General features: G+C 49.0%; 12 protein-coding genes. 5 read left to right on the top strand and 7 right to left on the bottom strand.

Annotated elements, in window-relative coordinates; translation table 11 throughout:
* Positions 1 to 90: 90 nt before the first annotated feature.
* A complete protein-coding gene (locus C9I99_RS12430; RefSeq protein WP_107349369.1) occupies positions 91 to 735 on the top strand; it encodes a MurR/RpiR family transcriptional regulator in 645 nt (214 codons plus the stop codon).
* Positions 736 to 867: 132 nt separating this feature from the next.
* Positions 868 to 1,071 carry a hypothetical protein gene (locus C9I99_RS12425; RefSeq protein WP_107349205.1) on the top strand — a complete coding sequence of 68 codons (204 nt, stop codon included), beginning with the start codon at positions 868 to 870 and terminating at the stop codon, positions 1,069 to 1,071.
* A gap of 160 nt (positions 1,072 to 1,231) precedes the next feature.
* Here the strand turns inward: C9I99_RS12425 and C9I99_RS12420 are convergent, their stop codons facing one another.
* The gene (locus C9I99_RS12420) at positions 1,232 to 2,797 is read right to left on the bottom strand and encodes a DHA2 family efflux MFS transporter permease subunit (RefSeq protein WP_107349204.1); all 1,566 of its coding nucleotides are present in this window, start codon (positions 2,795 to 2,797) and stop codon (positions 1,232 to 1,234) included.
* Between the two features lie 3 nt (positions 2,798 to 2,800).
* The gene (locus C9I99_RS12415) at positions 2,801 to 3,901 is read right to left on the bottom strand and encodes an HlyD family secretion protein (protein WP_107349203.1); all 1,101 of its coding nucleotides are present in this window, start codon (positions 3,899 to 3,901) and stop codon (positions 2,801 to 2,803) included.
* A gap of 185 nt (positions 3,902 to 4,086) precedes the next feature.
* Here C9I99_RS12415 and C9I99_RS12410 point away from each other — a divergent pair, with 185 nt between their 5' ends.
* Positions 4,087 to 5,007, top strand: a complete 921-nt coding sequence (locus C9I99_RS12410; protein WP_107349202.1) for a LysR family transcriptional regulator — start codon at positions 4,087 to 4,089, stop codon at positions 5,005 to 5,007.
* Positions 5,008 to 5,036: 29 nt separating this feature from the next.
* On the opposite strand, the gene C9I99_RS12405 is transcribed toward C9I99_RS12410, so the two are convergent.
* From C9I99_RS12405 to C9I99_RS12390, 4 genes are all read right to left on the bottom strand, one after another.
* Positions 5,037 to 5,492, bottom strand: a complete 456-nt coding sequence (locus tag C9I99_RS12405; protein WP_208113424.1) for a glycine zipper family protein — start codon at positions 5,490 to 5,492, stop codon at positions 5,037 to 5,039.
* A 168-nt stretch (positions 5,493 to 5,660) separates the two neighbouring features.
* Positions 5,661 to 6,647: a DUF3187 family protein gene (locus C9I99_RS12400; protein WP_107349201.1), complete on the bottom strand. Its 987-nt coding sequence runs from the start codon at positions 6,645 to 6,647 to the stop codon at positions 5,661 to 5,663.
* A 195-nt stretch (positions 6,648 to 6,842) separates the two neighbouring features.
* The gene (locus C9I99_RS12395; RefSeq protein ID WP_107349200.1) at positions 6,843 to 8,006 is read right to left on the bottom strand and encodes a glutathionylspermidine synthase family protein; all 1,164 of its coding nucleotides are present in this window, start codon (positions 8,004 to 8,006) and stop codon (positions 6,843 to 6,845) included.
* 509 nt (positions 8,007 to 8,515) lie between these two features.
* Positions 8,516 to 10,552 (bottom strand): DUF885 domain-containing protein, encoded by a 2,037-nt coding sequence (locus tag C9I99_RS12390; protein ID WP_107349199.1) that lies wholly within the window; start codon positions 10,550 to 10,552, stop codon positions 8,516 to 8,518.
* A 744-nt stretch (positions 10,553 to 11,296) separates the two neighbouring features.
* On the opposite strand from C9I99_RS12390, the gene C9I99_RS12385 reads away from it, so the two are divergent.
* Positions 11,297 to 12,382 carry an AI-2E family transporter gene (locus tag C9I99_RS12385; protein ID WP_107349198.1) on the top strand — a complete coding sequence of 362 codons (1,086 nt, stop codon included), beginning with the start codon at positions 11,297 to 11,299 and terminating at the stop codon, positions 12,380 to 12,382.
* A gap of 59 nt (positions 12,383 to 12,441) precedes the next feature.
* Here the strand turns inward: C9I99_RS12385 and C9I99_RS12380 are convergent, their stop codons facing one another.
* Complete coding sequence (locus C9I99_RS12380) at positions 12,442 to 13,245, bottom strand: TetR/AcrR family transcriptional regulator (RefSeq protein ID WP_338069665.1); 804 nt, start codon at positions 13,243 to 13,245, stop codon at positions 12,442 to 12,444.
* A 90-nt stretch (positions 13,246 to 13,335) separates the two neighbouring features.
* On the opposite strand from C9I99_RS12380, the gene C9I99_RS12375 reads away from it, so the two are divergent.
* Positions 13,336 to 14,412, top strand: a complete 1,077-nt coding sequence (locus tag C9I99_RS12375) for an efflux RND transporter periplasmic adaptor subunit (RefSeq protein ID WP_243734629.1) — start codon at positions 13,336 to 13,338, stop codon at positions 14,410 to 14,412.
* Position 14,413 lies beyond the last annotated feature (1 nt).

Here is a 14,413-nt window from a genome sequence, read left to right as displayed (position 1 = left end):
TATGACGATACTTTTGAGAGCTTACTCACGGATTTTCATCCGCTGTTCGCGCTTAATATGCCCATCAATGACGTGACGACAACAATAACAATGAATACTTTCCGTGGCACCGAACGCATCATCTATGAATTTATTATTAGCCACGCTAAGCAACTGAGCGAGATCTCTGCCAAGGAGATCGCCGCCAAGGCACTAACGACCACAACATCGGTTAATCGGGTGTGCAAAAAAATGGGGTATGCCAGCTATACCGAGTTGCGGTACAAACTGGCTGCAGATTTAGCTCGCCAGCGTTCGTCATCGGAAGATGAGGGGCTGGATCAAGCCGTGATTGCCAAGTTGGCGTCAGGGTTAAAAGCAACCAATGTGGTATACCTCTATTCCCGTGGCGCGTCGATTGTCAGTGTTAATTACCTGTCCCGTTTTCTCTCTCTGGCCAATATTCCTCACTTGGTGATCACTGATATTCACCAGTTGACGATGGCCAAAGCCGGTATTTTGGTACTGATCAGCAAGTCGGGCGAAACCAATGCGGTAGTCGATATGGCCCACAATGCCAAACGCAAAGGCATGAAGGTGTTTTCGATTAGCCTGCGAGGCTCAACCCTGAGCCAGATCAGCCATCTCAATGTGAACTTGGAAGAGCAGATAGACGGGATTTCACTATACAGCCGGGAGAGCCAGCTGCACATTTTGGAGGTGGTGGATAAGTTGGGGGAGCAGTTGCTGACTTAACGATATTCAATTGATTTAGGCAATAATGCCCTTTAAAGCATGAGCTTAACTGTTTTGCATTGTTGAGAAACAGTTGGGTTGTTATTATAATTATATGTTACTGTTAATAATGTTAACTATGAGGTGTCGTGTATGAAAAACGAAGTAATGCTTTTTTTGGAGCGTAACCCTATACGCTCTTGTGAAACTGACGAAATCTATTTGACACGGATTACAGATATAGCAATTGAAGAAAACTTGGAAATGAAGAGCTTCTTTCTTGTTCTAGGGGACAAATATCCTCAAAGCTGGAAACAAATCGCTACATTGCAAAGTAAGTTGTCTGACGAAAATTAAGTAAGTATTTATTATCAATATGGTTTTAGTCAAAAAGTAAGAGGTTACCCACTTTTTAACGTGGGTGCCTGACAGAGTATTATCTGGGCTAAATTTTTTTTTCAGCCCAGATTGATTTCCCACCTTCAAATGTGGCTATTGGTGCTCAACGCGACCATCGTCAATCATCCATACACATGATCAGTACCGCTGCGAAAGCCAGAAAGGCTGTCATCATCAGGAACACATCGTTGTAAGCCATAATAGCCGCATCACGCTGCATGGTGGATAGCAGAGTTGCCTGAGCTTGTTGCATCGCGGTGCCTGCATCACTCCCCGCCTTAATGAAAAAATCACTCTGCTGCAGCAATTGCTGCCAGCCATTGGTGCTGACACTTGGCAGTGATTCCTTGATGTGCCCGAGGTGTTCCCGGGTTTTGTTATCCAGCAGGGTGGCAATAATCGCGATACTGAATGCCCCGCCGAGGTTACGCATGACATTGGTCAGCGTCGATGCATCCGGCGTATCGGCTTTGCTGATGTGTTTCATCGCTACCAATGACAAAGGCACCATGATAAACGGGCTACCGATGGCGCGGAGCACCATGGAGAGGATCAGCTGTTGGCCGCCGAAGTCGACGGTCATGTGGGTGTTGACGTAACAGCTCAAACCAAACATGGCAAAGCCGAAAGTGACCAGATACTTAGGTTTGATGAACTGGACCAATTTAGGCACGATAGGGAACAGCAACAACTGCGGGAAGCCCATCCACATCAATACTTCACCGATTTCCATCGCGTTGTAGTGCTGGATTTGAGTGAGATAAAGCGGCAGGACATAAATCGAACCGAGCAGCGCCATCCCGAGGATCAAATAGGCCAGACACGACATGGCAAACTGTCTTTCGCGCAGCAAACGCAGGTTAACCAGCGGTTTTTTGTGCTGCAGCTCGTTAATGACGAAATAGACCAAGCTGACGGCGGAGATGATTGCCAGAGTGACAATAAAACTCGAGCTAAACCATTCTTCGCGGTTGCCTTCTTCCAACACTACTTCTAAACAACCAAGCCCAAGGGCCATAGTAACAATCCCGAACCAGTCGGCTTTGAGCAAGGAGCCGAGATTGAGCGGTTCATCATCCAATCCGTAGCGGATCATGGATATCACCAAGATCGCTGGTGGGATGTTGATATAGAAAATGTAATGCCATGACAGGTTTTCAGTTAGCCAGCCACCGAAAGTCGGCCCGATAGACGGAGCAAAGGTAGCGGTCACACCGAACAACGCCATCCCGACGGCTCGCTTCTGAATTGGCAGTAGCTGAATGACCAGCGAGAACGCCAGTGGGATCAAGGCACCGCCGCTGAAGCCCTGCATGGCGCGAAACACAATCATTGAGCTCATGTTCCATGACAATGAGCACAGGAAGGATGACAGGGTGAAAATCACTGTCGTCCAGGTTAAATAACGGCGTTTGCCCAGCGCTTTTGATAACCAGCCACTGAGCGGGATCGCGATCATTTCTGCCACCAAATAGGAGGTGGAAATCCACGAGCTTTCATCCAGTGTGGCAGACAGTGCCCCTTGAATATCTTTGAGCGAGGAGTTGGTGATTTGGATATCCAAAATTGCCATAAAGGCGCCAATCAAGCCGCCGAATAGCGCAATCCAGTGGCGACGTGGAACATGGAGCGATTCGCTTTCAGCAGCTTGTGGCTGCTGGCTTGTTGTGATCTCTGCACCCATGACTTAGCCTCGTGTATCGACAGTCGCCACGACGGACAAACCAGGGATCAACCGGCCTTTCAGACTCTGTGGGTCCGGAATGGTTATTTTTACCGGTACCCGCTGAACTATCTTGGTGAAGTTACCGGTCGCATTCTCGGGCGGTAATAGCGCGAATTTCGCGCCGGTGGCCGGCGAGAAGCTATCGACCACTCCCTGCAGAGGGTGATCGGGGAAGGCGTCGAGCTCTACGGTGACACTTTGGCCCTGATGGATCCCACCAAGTTGGGTCTCTTTGAAGTTGGCTTCAATCCATACATTGCTGGTCGGTACCAAACTCATCAATGGCATACCCGGTTGAACATAGAGGCCAACCCGAAGGCTGCGTTTGCCAACAATGCCATCAACCGGCGCATAGATGTTGGTGTAGGCAAGGTTGAGTTCGGCCTGTTCAAGCTGTGCTTGTGCTTCGGTCATTGCCGCTTCGGCTTGTTTGACCTGACTGGCAATCACCACGAGTTGATCTTTAGCACCTTGGTAGCTGGCATTGGCTTCTTCGAGCTGTGCTGCGGTGACCTTCTGGTGCGAGGTCATGCTATCGAGTTCATCTTGTGATGAGTAATTGCGTTTGAGCAGGCTGCGGGTTCGGGTCACTTGTTGTTTGGCGCGATCGAACTCGGCTGTAGCTGAGGCGATTTGGCTTTGTACTTGACGGATCTGGGTTTTTTGTAATTGCTCTTGGGCATGAAGGTTGTCGATAGCGGCTTGGCTGACCGCTAAATTCGCCTTGGCCTGATCCAATGCTGCTTCGAAGTCGCGGTCGTCAATTTTGGCCAGCAGATCACCGGCTTTGACTGGCTGGTTATCAGAGACAAATGATGCAGTAATATAGCCGCCGACTTTTGGGCTGATGTTGGTGATATCACCCTGTAGGTAGGCATTATCCGTTGATTCGAAATATTGGCCATAGCCAAACCAGTAGCCACCGCCTAGTGCGCCTAGCGAAAGCATGATCAAGGTAGCGATCAGTGGCGCTTTTTTCTTGTGACGCTTGGGAAGCGTGTTTGGCGCTGCTTGTGAATTGTTAGGCGCATCTGCTTTGGAAGCTTGGCGTTGTTCGGTCATTTTACCCTCGTTTTTATACCCAAGTGATATCAAGCTACAGGTTCTCTGCGGGGAATATTTGGGCTTATAAGAATTGGCTTTGAAAAGTGTGTCAAATTGTAAATGATATCGATTGGTTGATAAGATAGGAAAAAAGGGAAACACTGTTGCACAAATTGTACTAATAGGCAGAAGGCTGGGTTGTGATGGATTTGAATTCGGTAGCGATTTTTTCACAAGTTGTTGATTGTGGAAGTTTTACACAAGCGGCTGATGTTTTGGATATGACCAAATCGACCGTTAGCCGCAAAGTTGCGGAGTTGGAAGAGCACCTTGGTGTGCGTTTGATCACGCGCTCTACCCGCAGCTTGATTTTAACGCCCGAAGGTGAAGCGTTTTATCAGTCCTGTGTCCAGATGCTGGAGATCATGGGCCAGGCCGAGCTTGAAGTCAGCGCCAATCAGGATTTGATCCGAGGTCGACTGTATGTCGTGATGCCGGTCGAATTGGGCCATCAGGTATTGGGTGGCTTATTGAATGCATTTCTAAAGCAATACCCGCATGTTTCCCTCCATGTCGAAATGACCAACCGCGAAGTCGATATTATCGGTGAGGGGATCGATCTGTACGCCCAAGTCGGTGAGTTGGATGATTCGAGTTTAGTGTCGAGAAAGCTGACGGAGTCTCGCCGGGTACTGGCTGCCAGCCCTGAATACCTTACACAATATGGTTTGATTGACAGCCCTTCGGATCTCAAAGCCCCGCACCATCAAATCAAGGTCCATAACAAGGCGGTGAAAATCCCCAATTGGCATTTGATGCACGAAGGGGGGGCGGTGAGTATTGATCTGCCTTACCGCCTGAAGGTCAATACCATTACGGCATCGCTGTCGGCTTGCCTTGACGGCTTGGGGATTGCTCTCTTGCCTGAATTTATCTGCCGGGAACATTTTGTGTCAGGTAAATTGATCCAGCTGCTGCCGGAATGGGAAATGCCTTTGGTGCCTCTGAGCTTGGTCTATCCACAGCGTAAATTGATGCCCAAGCGGCTGCGGGTGCTGGTGGATTTTTTGGTCGAGCAGTTTGAACAGCGCATGAAAAAACACCCCATTAACACCGAGTCGTGATAATGGGCGTGAGGACGATGTAGACGTGTTCAGTTTGCAGCGATCTGCTGTGCGTTGTTTGATTGTGTGTCGGCCTCAAGCTCGACACTGGCCAGATCCTCTACTTCGGCATCGAGGATCTCATAGCCCTTGAGCTCCATGCAGCGACGTAATACTAAAGCTTGGGTTTGGGTTGCTTTGACTGAACCTATTGCTGCGCCGGTGCCTGCGCCGAGCGCGAGTCCCCATACCATACTTTCACCCATGCCAACGTCATCGGTAAGTAACCCACCAATTGCACCTGCAGCGGTACCTATCAACGCCATATTAGTGGCGCTGGTACGTACGGCCTCGCTTTTATCGACTTGCTGTGTTTTTTGGCGGCATTCGGCCAAGTCTTGTTCGTATTCTAACTGGGTATTGTCGTGCGAGCCGACAACTGGAGCTGCATTGTATGAACAAGCGGAGAGCAGGGAAGTACAGATGATTAAAGTAAGTCTATTCACTGGGCTGGTGCCATATATCAATCGACAGATGGCGGTATGATATTGTGAAAACTATTCATCTTCAATACAGTGTTTTTTATTTAATGTTTCTTGATGCGAACAGAGCAATAAACTGGCGGGGTGGCGAAAAAATTTACAATGTAAATTGTTTTCGGGTTCGGGCTAGGGTTACATCCGGTGGCGATAACCGACGGTAAAGGCGATGTCGGTGCTGTTATCCATATTGAAGACATTTTCAATCATCGAAAGCTCAATCGCCCCGCTTTTGGTGTGGTAACGGTAGCCCAGCAGAAATTCGGTAGAGGGCTCACTCAAATCCGATGTGGCATCACTGGCCCCTTCATAAACATGTACTTCCGTGAGAAAGCGGTGCTTAGGGCTGATCTGGTATTGGTAACTGACGCCGGTGGAGAAGGCAAATTTGTTGTATTTGATTTGTGCCAGCACTTCATCATCATGGCGGTAGGAGACACCGAGTAGGGTATAGACGCTGTGCTTGCCGGTTCGGTAGCTGTAATTGAGCTGCAGTGCCTGCTCGAAATTACTGGTTTTGAATGGTCCGCTGCCAACATAGTTGAAATATAGCGAGCCACCCAGCGATAAACCGTGATGACGGTTTTCCAGCAATTGGTAACTGGTATAGAAAGAGAAGGCATTGCTAATGGTCTCGCCTTCAAAGTCATGGATTTCGACGCCGTATTGCGGCACCGAGATATCGAAGGAGTGGTCATCGACTTCATCGCGGCCATTTTGGCCGATACCAAACCAGTCGTGGAACGCCTTGGTCAGGGTATCAAGGTGGTTGTTTGCGGCAAAGCGCCAGGTGTAATCGAGCTCCAATGCCCATTTGTTATTTAGCTGCCAAAAGCTACCGATCGAAAGCGCATTTTGGTAGTAATCGGCGCTGTAATCATCGGTATGCGCCCAGACACTGGCAATAGTACTGGTGGCGTAGAGTTCGACGGTATCTGGCGTATGACTGAAACCGGTTCTCACCAGCGGTGTTAATGCATTTGATTGCAAGGGGGACTGGGCATAGGTTTTTAGCGGGCCATAATCGGCATAGCGTTGTTCATTGTTGGCGTAGGCTTGGCCAACAAAGCATGTAGAAGAAAGAGCAATGAGCGCTGAGTATTGCTTATAGTTTTTATCCATAGGGGAGCCAATGCAGATTAAATCTTGTCCTTTGTCCCGTTGTTATACTCATCGAGGCTTTCGCTGCGCTGAATATGTAACAAAGTAATGCAAAGCTTTTCAAGATATTAGATCTAGAGTATAGCTCCCGGATAGGGTCACGATGATTTAGTTGTAATACCGAATTTTTTACTACGCTTTTAACTCAGTGTTTAGCTACAAAATGATATGCGGCAGATAGCGCGACATATCTTGGGTTACCCTTGAGCTATCTTCCCTGATGGATATCCCTCCGGCTTTATCATCAACCAGCCAGCTGCCTATCAAGGTGTAGGCGTTATTGAATTTCGGTAGTGGGTGGTAGGCCTGATAGATCACGCCTTCGTCGCCATAGGGGCCATCGACCCGTAAGGTTTGCTTGCCGTTTTCGACAATGGTGATATTGGCTCCTTCCCGCGCGAATATGGGCTTAATCACGTAATCCTTGAGCTCGCCAAGGCCGGGATCATCGGCAAAGAAAGCTGGAAGTAGATTCGGGTGTCCTTTGAACTTGCGCCACAGCATCGGCAGTAACGCCTTGTTGCTCAGTACCGATTTCCACATCGGCTCCAGCCAGTTGATCGAGTTGGATGGCAGATACTTGGCATACTCTTCTCTCAGCATGAATTCCCATGGGTAGAGCTTGAACATCCAACGGATAGGTTTGTCGGTCATGTCGGTAAACTCTTTCTTGCCGTTGAGCCCTATATCTTCGACAAACACAAAGGCGGTAGACAGTCCAGCTTCCTTGGCGCAGTCTTCCATGTATTGCACCGTGCCCCTGTCCTCAACGGTATCTTTACAGCAGGAAAAGTGCAGGGTTTGCCCCGGTTGCTGGCGTGATAGGCTTTGGAAGCGTTCAATCAGCAATTCTTGCAGCAGGTTGAACTGATCGGCATCACGGCGAATCGCCCCGCTGTTGACCATATCTTCCAGCCACAACCACTGCCAAAACCCGGTTTCGTACAGCGAGGTCGGGGTATCGGCATTGTTTTCATACAGTTTGGCAAAGCCGGTTCCGTCATAGGCAAAGTCGAGTCGGGAATAGAGCGAAGGCTCTCGGCTGCGCCATGAGTCAAGGATCGGTTGCCACATTGCTTCTGGTATTTGGAACCGCCGCAACCAGTATTCGTCAGCGACAACTTCATCGACGATCTCCAGACACATCTGGTGGATTTCCTCAGTCGGATCTTCCAGATCGCGCTCTATTTGCTCTAAGGTGAACTGGTAATAGCCGGTTTCGTCCCAGTAGGGATCACCGTACATGGTGTGGAAGCCGAAGCCGTATTCTTTGGCTAACTCCCGCCAGTGGGGACGCTCTTTGCTGTTGATCCTTAACATATCTTTTCCTGTACGATTCGATGAGGCTTTGGCCAGTATGACATGGAGTGAAACGAAGATGAGCGACAAGTCGTGAAATTTTAGAGTTAGGGCACTGTTGGTGTGCCGAGGGGGAATGTCATGAGGGTAAGGAGTCAAAATATAAACAAAATGATGCTTTTAGGTATTTATTTACGCCTATTATCATCTTGTTACACACTCTTGTTTCTGCCCCCGATTTACGTGAGCTAGATTGATATATGTCACATTTTTGTGCGTCTGGCGAGGTATAGTAGCCCCCGTTAAATTCAGGTTGCATGCTTCGTACCTGTGAAGTTTAACATCACTACAAATAATCGTTCGGGTAAGTTACTGGTAAATAGTTATTGTTCACCGTTCCTTGAGTAGCCATTTGGCCAGCCAACCTTTTGCTTTAACTTGGTGCTTACCCATTTTTTTCCTCTTGTTCCTCCGGTTTCCTTGTTGCCCGCCCACCAGCGGACAGGCAACAATATACTGCTTTCTATTATCTATTGCTGAGTTTTGATCCAGTTTTCAATACTGGTTTCGACGACTTCCATTGGTTGATCGCCGTACTTCAATAATTGGTCATGGAAGGCGGCCCACTCAAATTGACCGCCTAATTCACCTTGCGCTTTCTCCAGCATATCCTTAATGACCAAGTAGCCCGATTTGTAAGAGACGGCTTGGCCAACATAAGCGGCATAGCGATAGCTCTCTGATTCGATGTCACCATCACCCAATGCCGAGTTTTGATCCATGTAGTTCTGGGCTTGTTTGATGCTCCATCCTTTGGCGTGGATGCCGGTATCGACCGCTAAGCGCATATTACGAAGCTGGGCTTCATTGAGACTGCCGAAGTACTGCAGGGCATTACATTCTTCCGCATCGGTATAGATACCGCCTTGGAAAGTGGTGTAGTCAAGATCGAGTTTGCACATCCCGGTGGCGTTAACAAATGTCGGCTTACCGTTATTGTTGAGCTCACCATAAATGCCCATTTCCAGCCCCAACCATTCTGTGTAGAGTGCCCAGCCTTCGGCATAAGCGGTGTACCAAACGTTCTGGATGTAGTCGGGCTTGTCTGCTGGTGGGTATTCAATCGAATAAGCATTCTGGAAGTGGTGTCCTGGCGCGGCTTCGTGAAGCAACAAGGTCGAGACATTCCATTTTTGTAGGCTGTAGTCTGGGTTGGTGTTGAGGTTGAACTCATTGCCGCCATATGAGCCGACCCCGTCATACAGTTCACGATTTGCTGGGATCGGTACAATGGTGTAATCGGTTTTGATTGGCTTAAAGTACTTGGCAACGACATCGTTGGCGTCGGTTTTAAACGTGTTGTAGTCGACGAGAGCGGCTTCACAGGCACTTTGAGAAGACGCGGTTTTACAACGCTCAGCAAACTCGGTACCAGAAACGTTCTTGCCATCGCGGCCAAAGAAGAACTGCTCAGTGTTGAGGTAATCGAAGAACTCGTTGAGGTTGATGTTGCCGTTACTGTCTCGAAGGTTAAATGTCCGTGTGCTGAAGGTACCATCTGCTTCACGCCACTTGGCCTGAAGAGTCGCTCCACGCTTACTGGCAACAAGCTCAGCAACGCGAATCATTTCGGCTTTGGCATCGGCCACCAGATCTTCACCGAGCTGGCTGAGCGCCATCGCCGGTTTCCCCGTGGTACTGTTACGGTCTAGTTGCCACTGGTACCAGGCTTGGCCGTTAGGCAAGTCACCCCAGCCGATATTGGTGTCTTCTTCTGAGCCTACGCCTCTGGCCCCATCGACATAATCTGTTTTGAGGAAATCGACTAAGCCGCTGACCGCGTTGGCCGCATCATCAACAGCCTTTTCATATTCGGCGATAAAGCTACTGTCATATTGATCGCTGTGCTGCCTGATGTCTTTTAAGCCGAGCCGCAGCAATCCATAGGGATCCGTGTCGATAGCGAGGGCTTTCTCGGTACTTTCAATCAAGCGGTTGGCCAGGATTTTAGGGAGGCGGGCTTGGTCGACAATACCCATGGCATATTGTGAGTGCAGGTTATTGGTCCAGGCGGTGAACTCACGAACAACTTGAATGTGCTTGTGGTAGTCATCAGCACTCTCTTGTTCTGCGCCCGCTGTGGTCGCATTCCAGTCGATGTAATTGTAGAAATGGGTAATTGGAATAGCGAAATTACCGAATCTCGGGTTGGGCAGTGAAGCGCCACGGATGGCAATATTGCGATCAAACTGGAACGTGTCGAAGTAGATTTTATCCTCATCCGATAACGCGCTACGATCGACTGCTTCCAGTTTGTCCAAGTACATCCGATCTACGGCTTGGCGCGAGCTGGCCATTTGGTCGGTCACCTGACCAAATTCGGTACTGTCGAGGGTATCGATAGCATCTTGGTAGTCAGTAAAGACGGCTCGCATCTGTTTTGCCGGGGCCTGGCTTTGCTTTGGCTGCTCAATGTAGGTGGTTTCATCGTTACAGCCGGCCAATGCTGTCAGGGTGATGATAGCAAGGGCGATTGGGCGAAGCGGGTATGGCTTGTTGGTTTTCATTGTAATCCCTTATGGTTGTGTGATCGTACCTTGTTGTTATCCCTTGGGATGCTAAGAGGGTAAGGGTTTTGCTCACGATGGTGTTGCGAGGATGATCACAGCCGGTAGCTGTGCTTTTTTATGCGCATTTCGCATACAGTGAGAGGGTGATTAAGTGGTGATGTAATATTCTGCTCGTCAATGGGATCTTCTGTCCATCCAGAGACCGAGCTGCATAGATGAGCAACCGAATGAATAAGCATAAGACGATTGGCAAAGTGGAAAAATGCTGCATTTGGAGAGCAGATCATGGTTTGGCATCAAATTGTGATGTCTGTTGCGAATTTTATTCCGTGAGCTCGGCGATGATTGGGGATGAGGTTAAGGATTGAAATGAGTAGGGCTACTGTGCAGGAGTGAAAAAAAGGTCTCTTTAAGTCGTTGGTTAGTGATGGTTGGAGGGTAAGAGACCTTTGTACCAATGGCGGACGCTAATTTCACGTAATGGGTACGAACATCCCGAAGGAATGCAAGAGAAATAGTATGCCTATTTATTAGAGTAAAAAATCTAATTGACGAATTAATGAACAATGCCCGTTGGCGGTAGAAGAATGCTCGCTGTCGTGAAATGGTAAGTCTCCTCACACAAAGGTGGTTACTATTTAACCAAGTTAGGGCGAGGGCCCTTCAGTCATTAAAACGCCATTTGTGAGGTTGGTTGTGAACGCTCAACAATTCTTAGTAACACTCCCGGGCAAAAGTTCGATGGATACTTTTATCAAGGCAATGTTATTGCTGCTGGTTGTTTATTTTTGCTATCAGGTCCTGCAGCCATTTTTACTACCCATCGTTTGGGGAGCCATTATCGCTATTGCCCTGATGCCGTTAGTTAAGTGGTTGCAACGTCGGTTCTCACTTTCCCAAGGTAAGGGAAGTATGTTGGTCACCTTGGTCACGCTTGCCGCACTCATTGTCCCAACGGTATGGTTTTCCGGTGCGGTGGTAACAACCACCCAGGAAGTGGCTACATCAGTCTCTGCCGGAACATTAGTTATCCCGCACCCAGAGGCTTCGGTGGCTGAAATACCGGTTGTGGGTGAACCGCTGCATAAGGCTTGGAGCCTATCTGCAACCAATTTGGAAGGGGCGTTAGAAACCTATGCACCTCAAGTGAAAGCGTTTGTTTCTAGTGGCTTATCCGCGATTGGTAGCTTGGGTGGTAGCGTGGTTCAGTTTATTATCTCGATTCTTATTTCCGGTGTTGTGATGAGCAACTCTGGTCGCTGTAAAGCCATGGTAAATAAAGTGGCTGGTCGATTACTGGGTGAGAAGGGTGAAGAGTATGTCGGTCTGTCTATCGCGACCGTACGTAGTGTTGTTCAAGGTGTCATTGGCGTTGCGGTTATTCAGGCGGTACTGGCTGGACTAGGCATGGGGATCGCAGGTGTTCCGGCGACGGGACTATGGATGCTAGCGGTATTGATTTTGGCGATTATCCAGCTGCCACCGATTCTGGTGCTGGGTCCGGTGATGGCTTACTTGTTTGCTGTCGAGACAACAACCGTCGCTGTTCTCTTTGCTGTGTGGGGTATTTTGGTTAGCGCAAGTGATGCCGTACTGAAGCCAATGCTGATGGGCCGCGGTGTTGATATCCCAATGCTGGTTATCCTGCTTGGTGCGCTGGGTGGCATGATGATGTCAGGTATTATCGGGTTGTTCGTTGGTGCGGTTGTGCTGGGACTGGGTTACAAGCTACTGATGACATGGCTTGAACAGGCAGAGCCAGTTTCACCAGCGGATACTGAAGAAGAACGAAACGAAACAGCATTGCCTGTAGTGGTAACTGTTTAAGCCAACAAGAATGAATAAAAAGAGAAAGGTCAATACCATGGGTATTGACCTTTTTTTGTTCAGTCTGTTGTATCGTTGTTGCAACCCCATTCGCAAGGGAGTTCGATAAGAATGTCTGAGAGTTTTTCCGGGTGCAACATTTCTTCGGGAGGGATGTTGAATTGGGTTGCCATGGTTTGGTTAAACAGCTCCCAATGGTTCAGTAAACACTGCTCTTCACTGGCTCCTTCCCACGTATCCAAAACGAATGGCTTCATGCTGGCGGCGCCGTGGGCATACATCATCATCTGCCACTTCATTTCCCACACCTTTATCTGTGTGGTCGGGCAGTCCCGGTTACAATTCTCGACTAGCTCATTGACGAAACTTTCAAGTTCGCCGTTGCTATCGAAGAAATAGTCCATCAGCACATCACCTTGCCTTACGCCATCAGCAATCAGTTGTACTGGTTGAGGGTGAGCGAGCTGCTGGGCGAGCAACATAGTAATAAAGCGATAGAGAATAATGTTGCTTGGTAGCTCGGAAGGAATTTCATCCAGCAGCTTGTACATGTAGCCCAGAAAGTAAACTTGCAGGCAGTCACTGATACTGTGCCAGATCTTTTCCTTGCTGCCGAAATGGTGGCGGATCAAACTGTGCGACACACCCGCGCGTTCGCTGATGTTCCTCAGTGACACCCTCTCATAACCCAGTTCGCAGAACATTTCCGCGGCGGTCTTGATGATCAGCAGCTTGGTTTCTTCGGCGGCCTGTGCGCTGCGGCGGCCCTGTTTTCTCTCTGTCATCATTATATCTGTTTCATAGCCCATGCCATTTTTACCAAAAAAACGCGGAGACGTCATCTGTGTGTTCACAATATTCATTTATTGTACAGCTGTAAAATATAGTTGATCTCAGGCAAGATCAACCTATACTGCACGGGTGTGTAATATAAATCTCAGAGAGAATCGCCTGTGAAAGGAACGTCCATTACGTCCACCCCATTTGTCAGGGTGGCAACCGTGGTGTTGCTGGGAAGTATCCTAGCCGGATGTAACCAAGCCAACTCGGAAATAACAAAAGAGGTCGTCAAGCCTGTGAAATTGCTGGAAGTTCCGGTGCCAGCCAATCAGGCAAGCAATGCCTTTCCTGGAAAACTGGAAGCGACGCAGCGTGCCCAGCTTTCTTTCCAAGTACCAGGAGAAATCGAAAAGCTATCCGTTAGGGTTGGCCAGCGTGTTGAGCGCGGCCAGGTACTGGCAGTCCTAGACGATAAGGACTACCGCTTGGCCTTTGACGCCAAGATGGCAGAGTTTGAATTGGCACAAAGTCAGTTTCAGCGCGCCAAGCAGTTATACGGCAAGAAGCTGATCAGTACTGATCAGTTTGACCAGCGCGAGACTGCTTACAAAACTGCGGCAGCCAACCTTGAACAAGCCAAGACCGATGTTGAACATACTTTGATTAAAGCCCCTTTTAACGGTGTCGTTTCGCTGAAATTTGTTAACCAGAATCAGTTCGTTGGTGCTAACCAGGCGGTGATGAATATCCAGAATGTGGATGAGATGGATGTCAGTTTCAGCTTGCCAGTACCGTTTGTGAAACAGTCGAGCCTATCGTCTATCCGCAGTACAGCGGTGTGGGTTGAAATGGATAACCAGCCAGCCCAGCCCATCCAGGCCCAGTTCAAAGAGCTTTCTACCAAGCCGGACGGTGATACCAACAGCTATACCGCGAAAGTGACCCTTTCCCGCCCTGAAGCCATGAACCTGTTATCAGGCATGGTTGGTCAAGTGCATTTTGCCAAATCTGAACTGGCAACCGCGTTGCGTCTACCGGAAGGTGCTTGGGTTGAGAAGCAAGACGGCCAAGGGACACTGTGGCAGTTTGACCCTGCGACCGGCGTGGTCGATGCCTTGGAAGTGGAATTGAACGATGAGGGTGAGGTGACGTCAGGATTAACGCCAGGTGCCTTGGTCGTGGTTGCTGGAGCGAGAGATTTATTACCCGGCCAGCAAGTGCGCTCTTGGGAACGTGAGGGGGGGATCTAAG

The sequence above is a fragment of the Photobacterium lutimaris genome (genome assembly GCF_003025555.1).
GTDB classification, from domain to species: domain Bacteria; phylum Pseudomonadota; class Gammaproteobacteria; order Enterobacterales; family Vibrionaceae; genus Photobacterium; species Photobacterium lutimaris.
Note: the sequence above shows the minus strand (reverse complement) of the source record. Positions and strands in the feature narration are given on the sequence as shown.

What these genes read in the sequence shown, in the direction of transcription:
- C9I99_RS12430 (WP_107349369.1), top strand. Translation starts at nt 91, where the DNA reads ATGAATACTTTCCGTGGCACCGAACGCATCATCTATGAATTTATTATT.
- C9I99_RS12425 (WP_107349205.1), top strand. Translation starts at nt 868, where the DNA reads ATGAAAAACGAAGTAATGCTTTTTTTGGAGCGTAACCCTATACGCTCT.
- C9I99_RS12420 (WP_107349204.1), bottom strand. Translation starts at nt 2,797, where the DNA reads ATGGGTGCAGAGATCACAACAAGCCAGCAGCCACAAGCTGCTGAAAGC.
- C9I99_RS12415 (WP_107349203.1), bottom strand. Translation starts at nt 3,901, where the DNA reads ATGACCGAACAACGCCAAGCTTCCAAAGCAGATGCGCCTAACAATTCA.
- C9I99_RS12410 (WP_107349202.1), top strand. Translation starts at nt 4,087, where the DNA reads ATGGATTTGAATTCGGTAGCGATTTTTTCACAAGTTGTTGATTGTGGA.
- C9I99_RS12400 (WP_107349201.1), bottom strand. Translation starts at nt 6,647, where the DNA reads ATGGATAAAAACTATAAGCAATACTCAGCGCTCATTGCTCTTTCTTCT.
- C9I99_RS12395 (WP_107349200.1), bottom strand. Translation starts at nt 8,006, where the DNA reads ATGTTAAGGATCAACAGCAAAGAGCGTCCCCACTGGCGGGAGTTAGCC.
- C9I99_RS12390 (WP_107349199.1), bottom strand. Translation starts at nt 10,552, where the DNA reads ATGAAAACCAACAAGCCATACCCGCTTCGCCCAATCGCCCTTGCTATC.
- C9I99_RS12385 (WP_107349198.1), top strand. Translation starts at nt 11,297, where the DNA reads ATGGATACTTTTATCAAGGCAATGTTATTGCTGCTGGTTGTTTATTTT.
- C9I99_RS12380 (WP_338069665.1), bottom strand. Translation starts at nt 13,245, where the DNA reads ATGAATATTGTGAACACACAGATGACGTCTCCGCGTTTTTTTGGTAAA.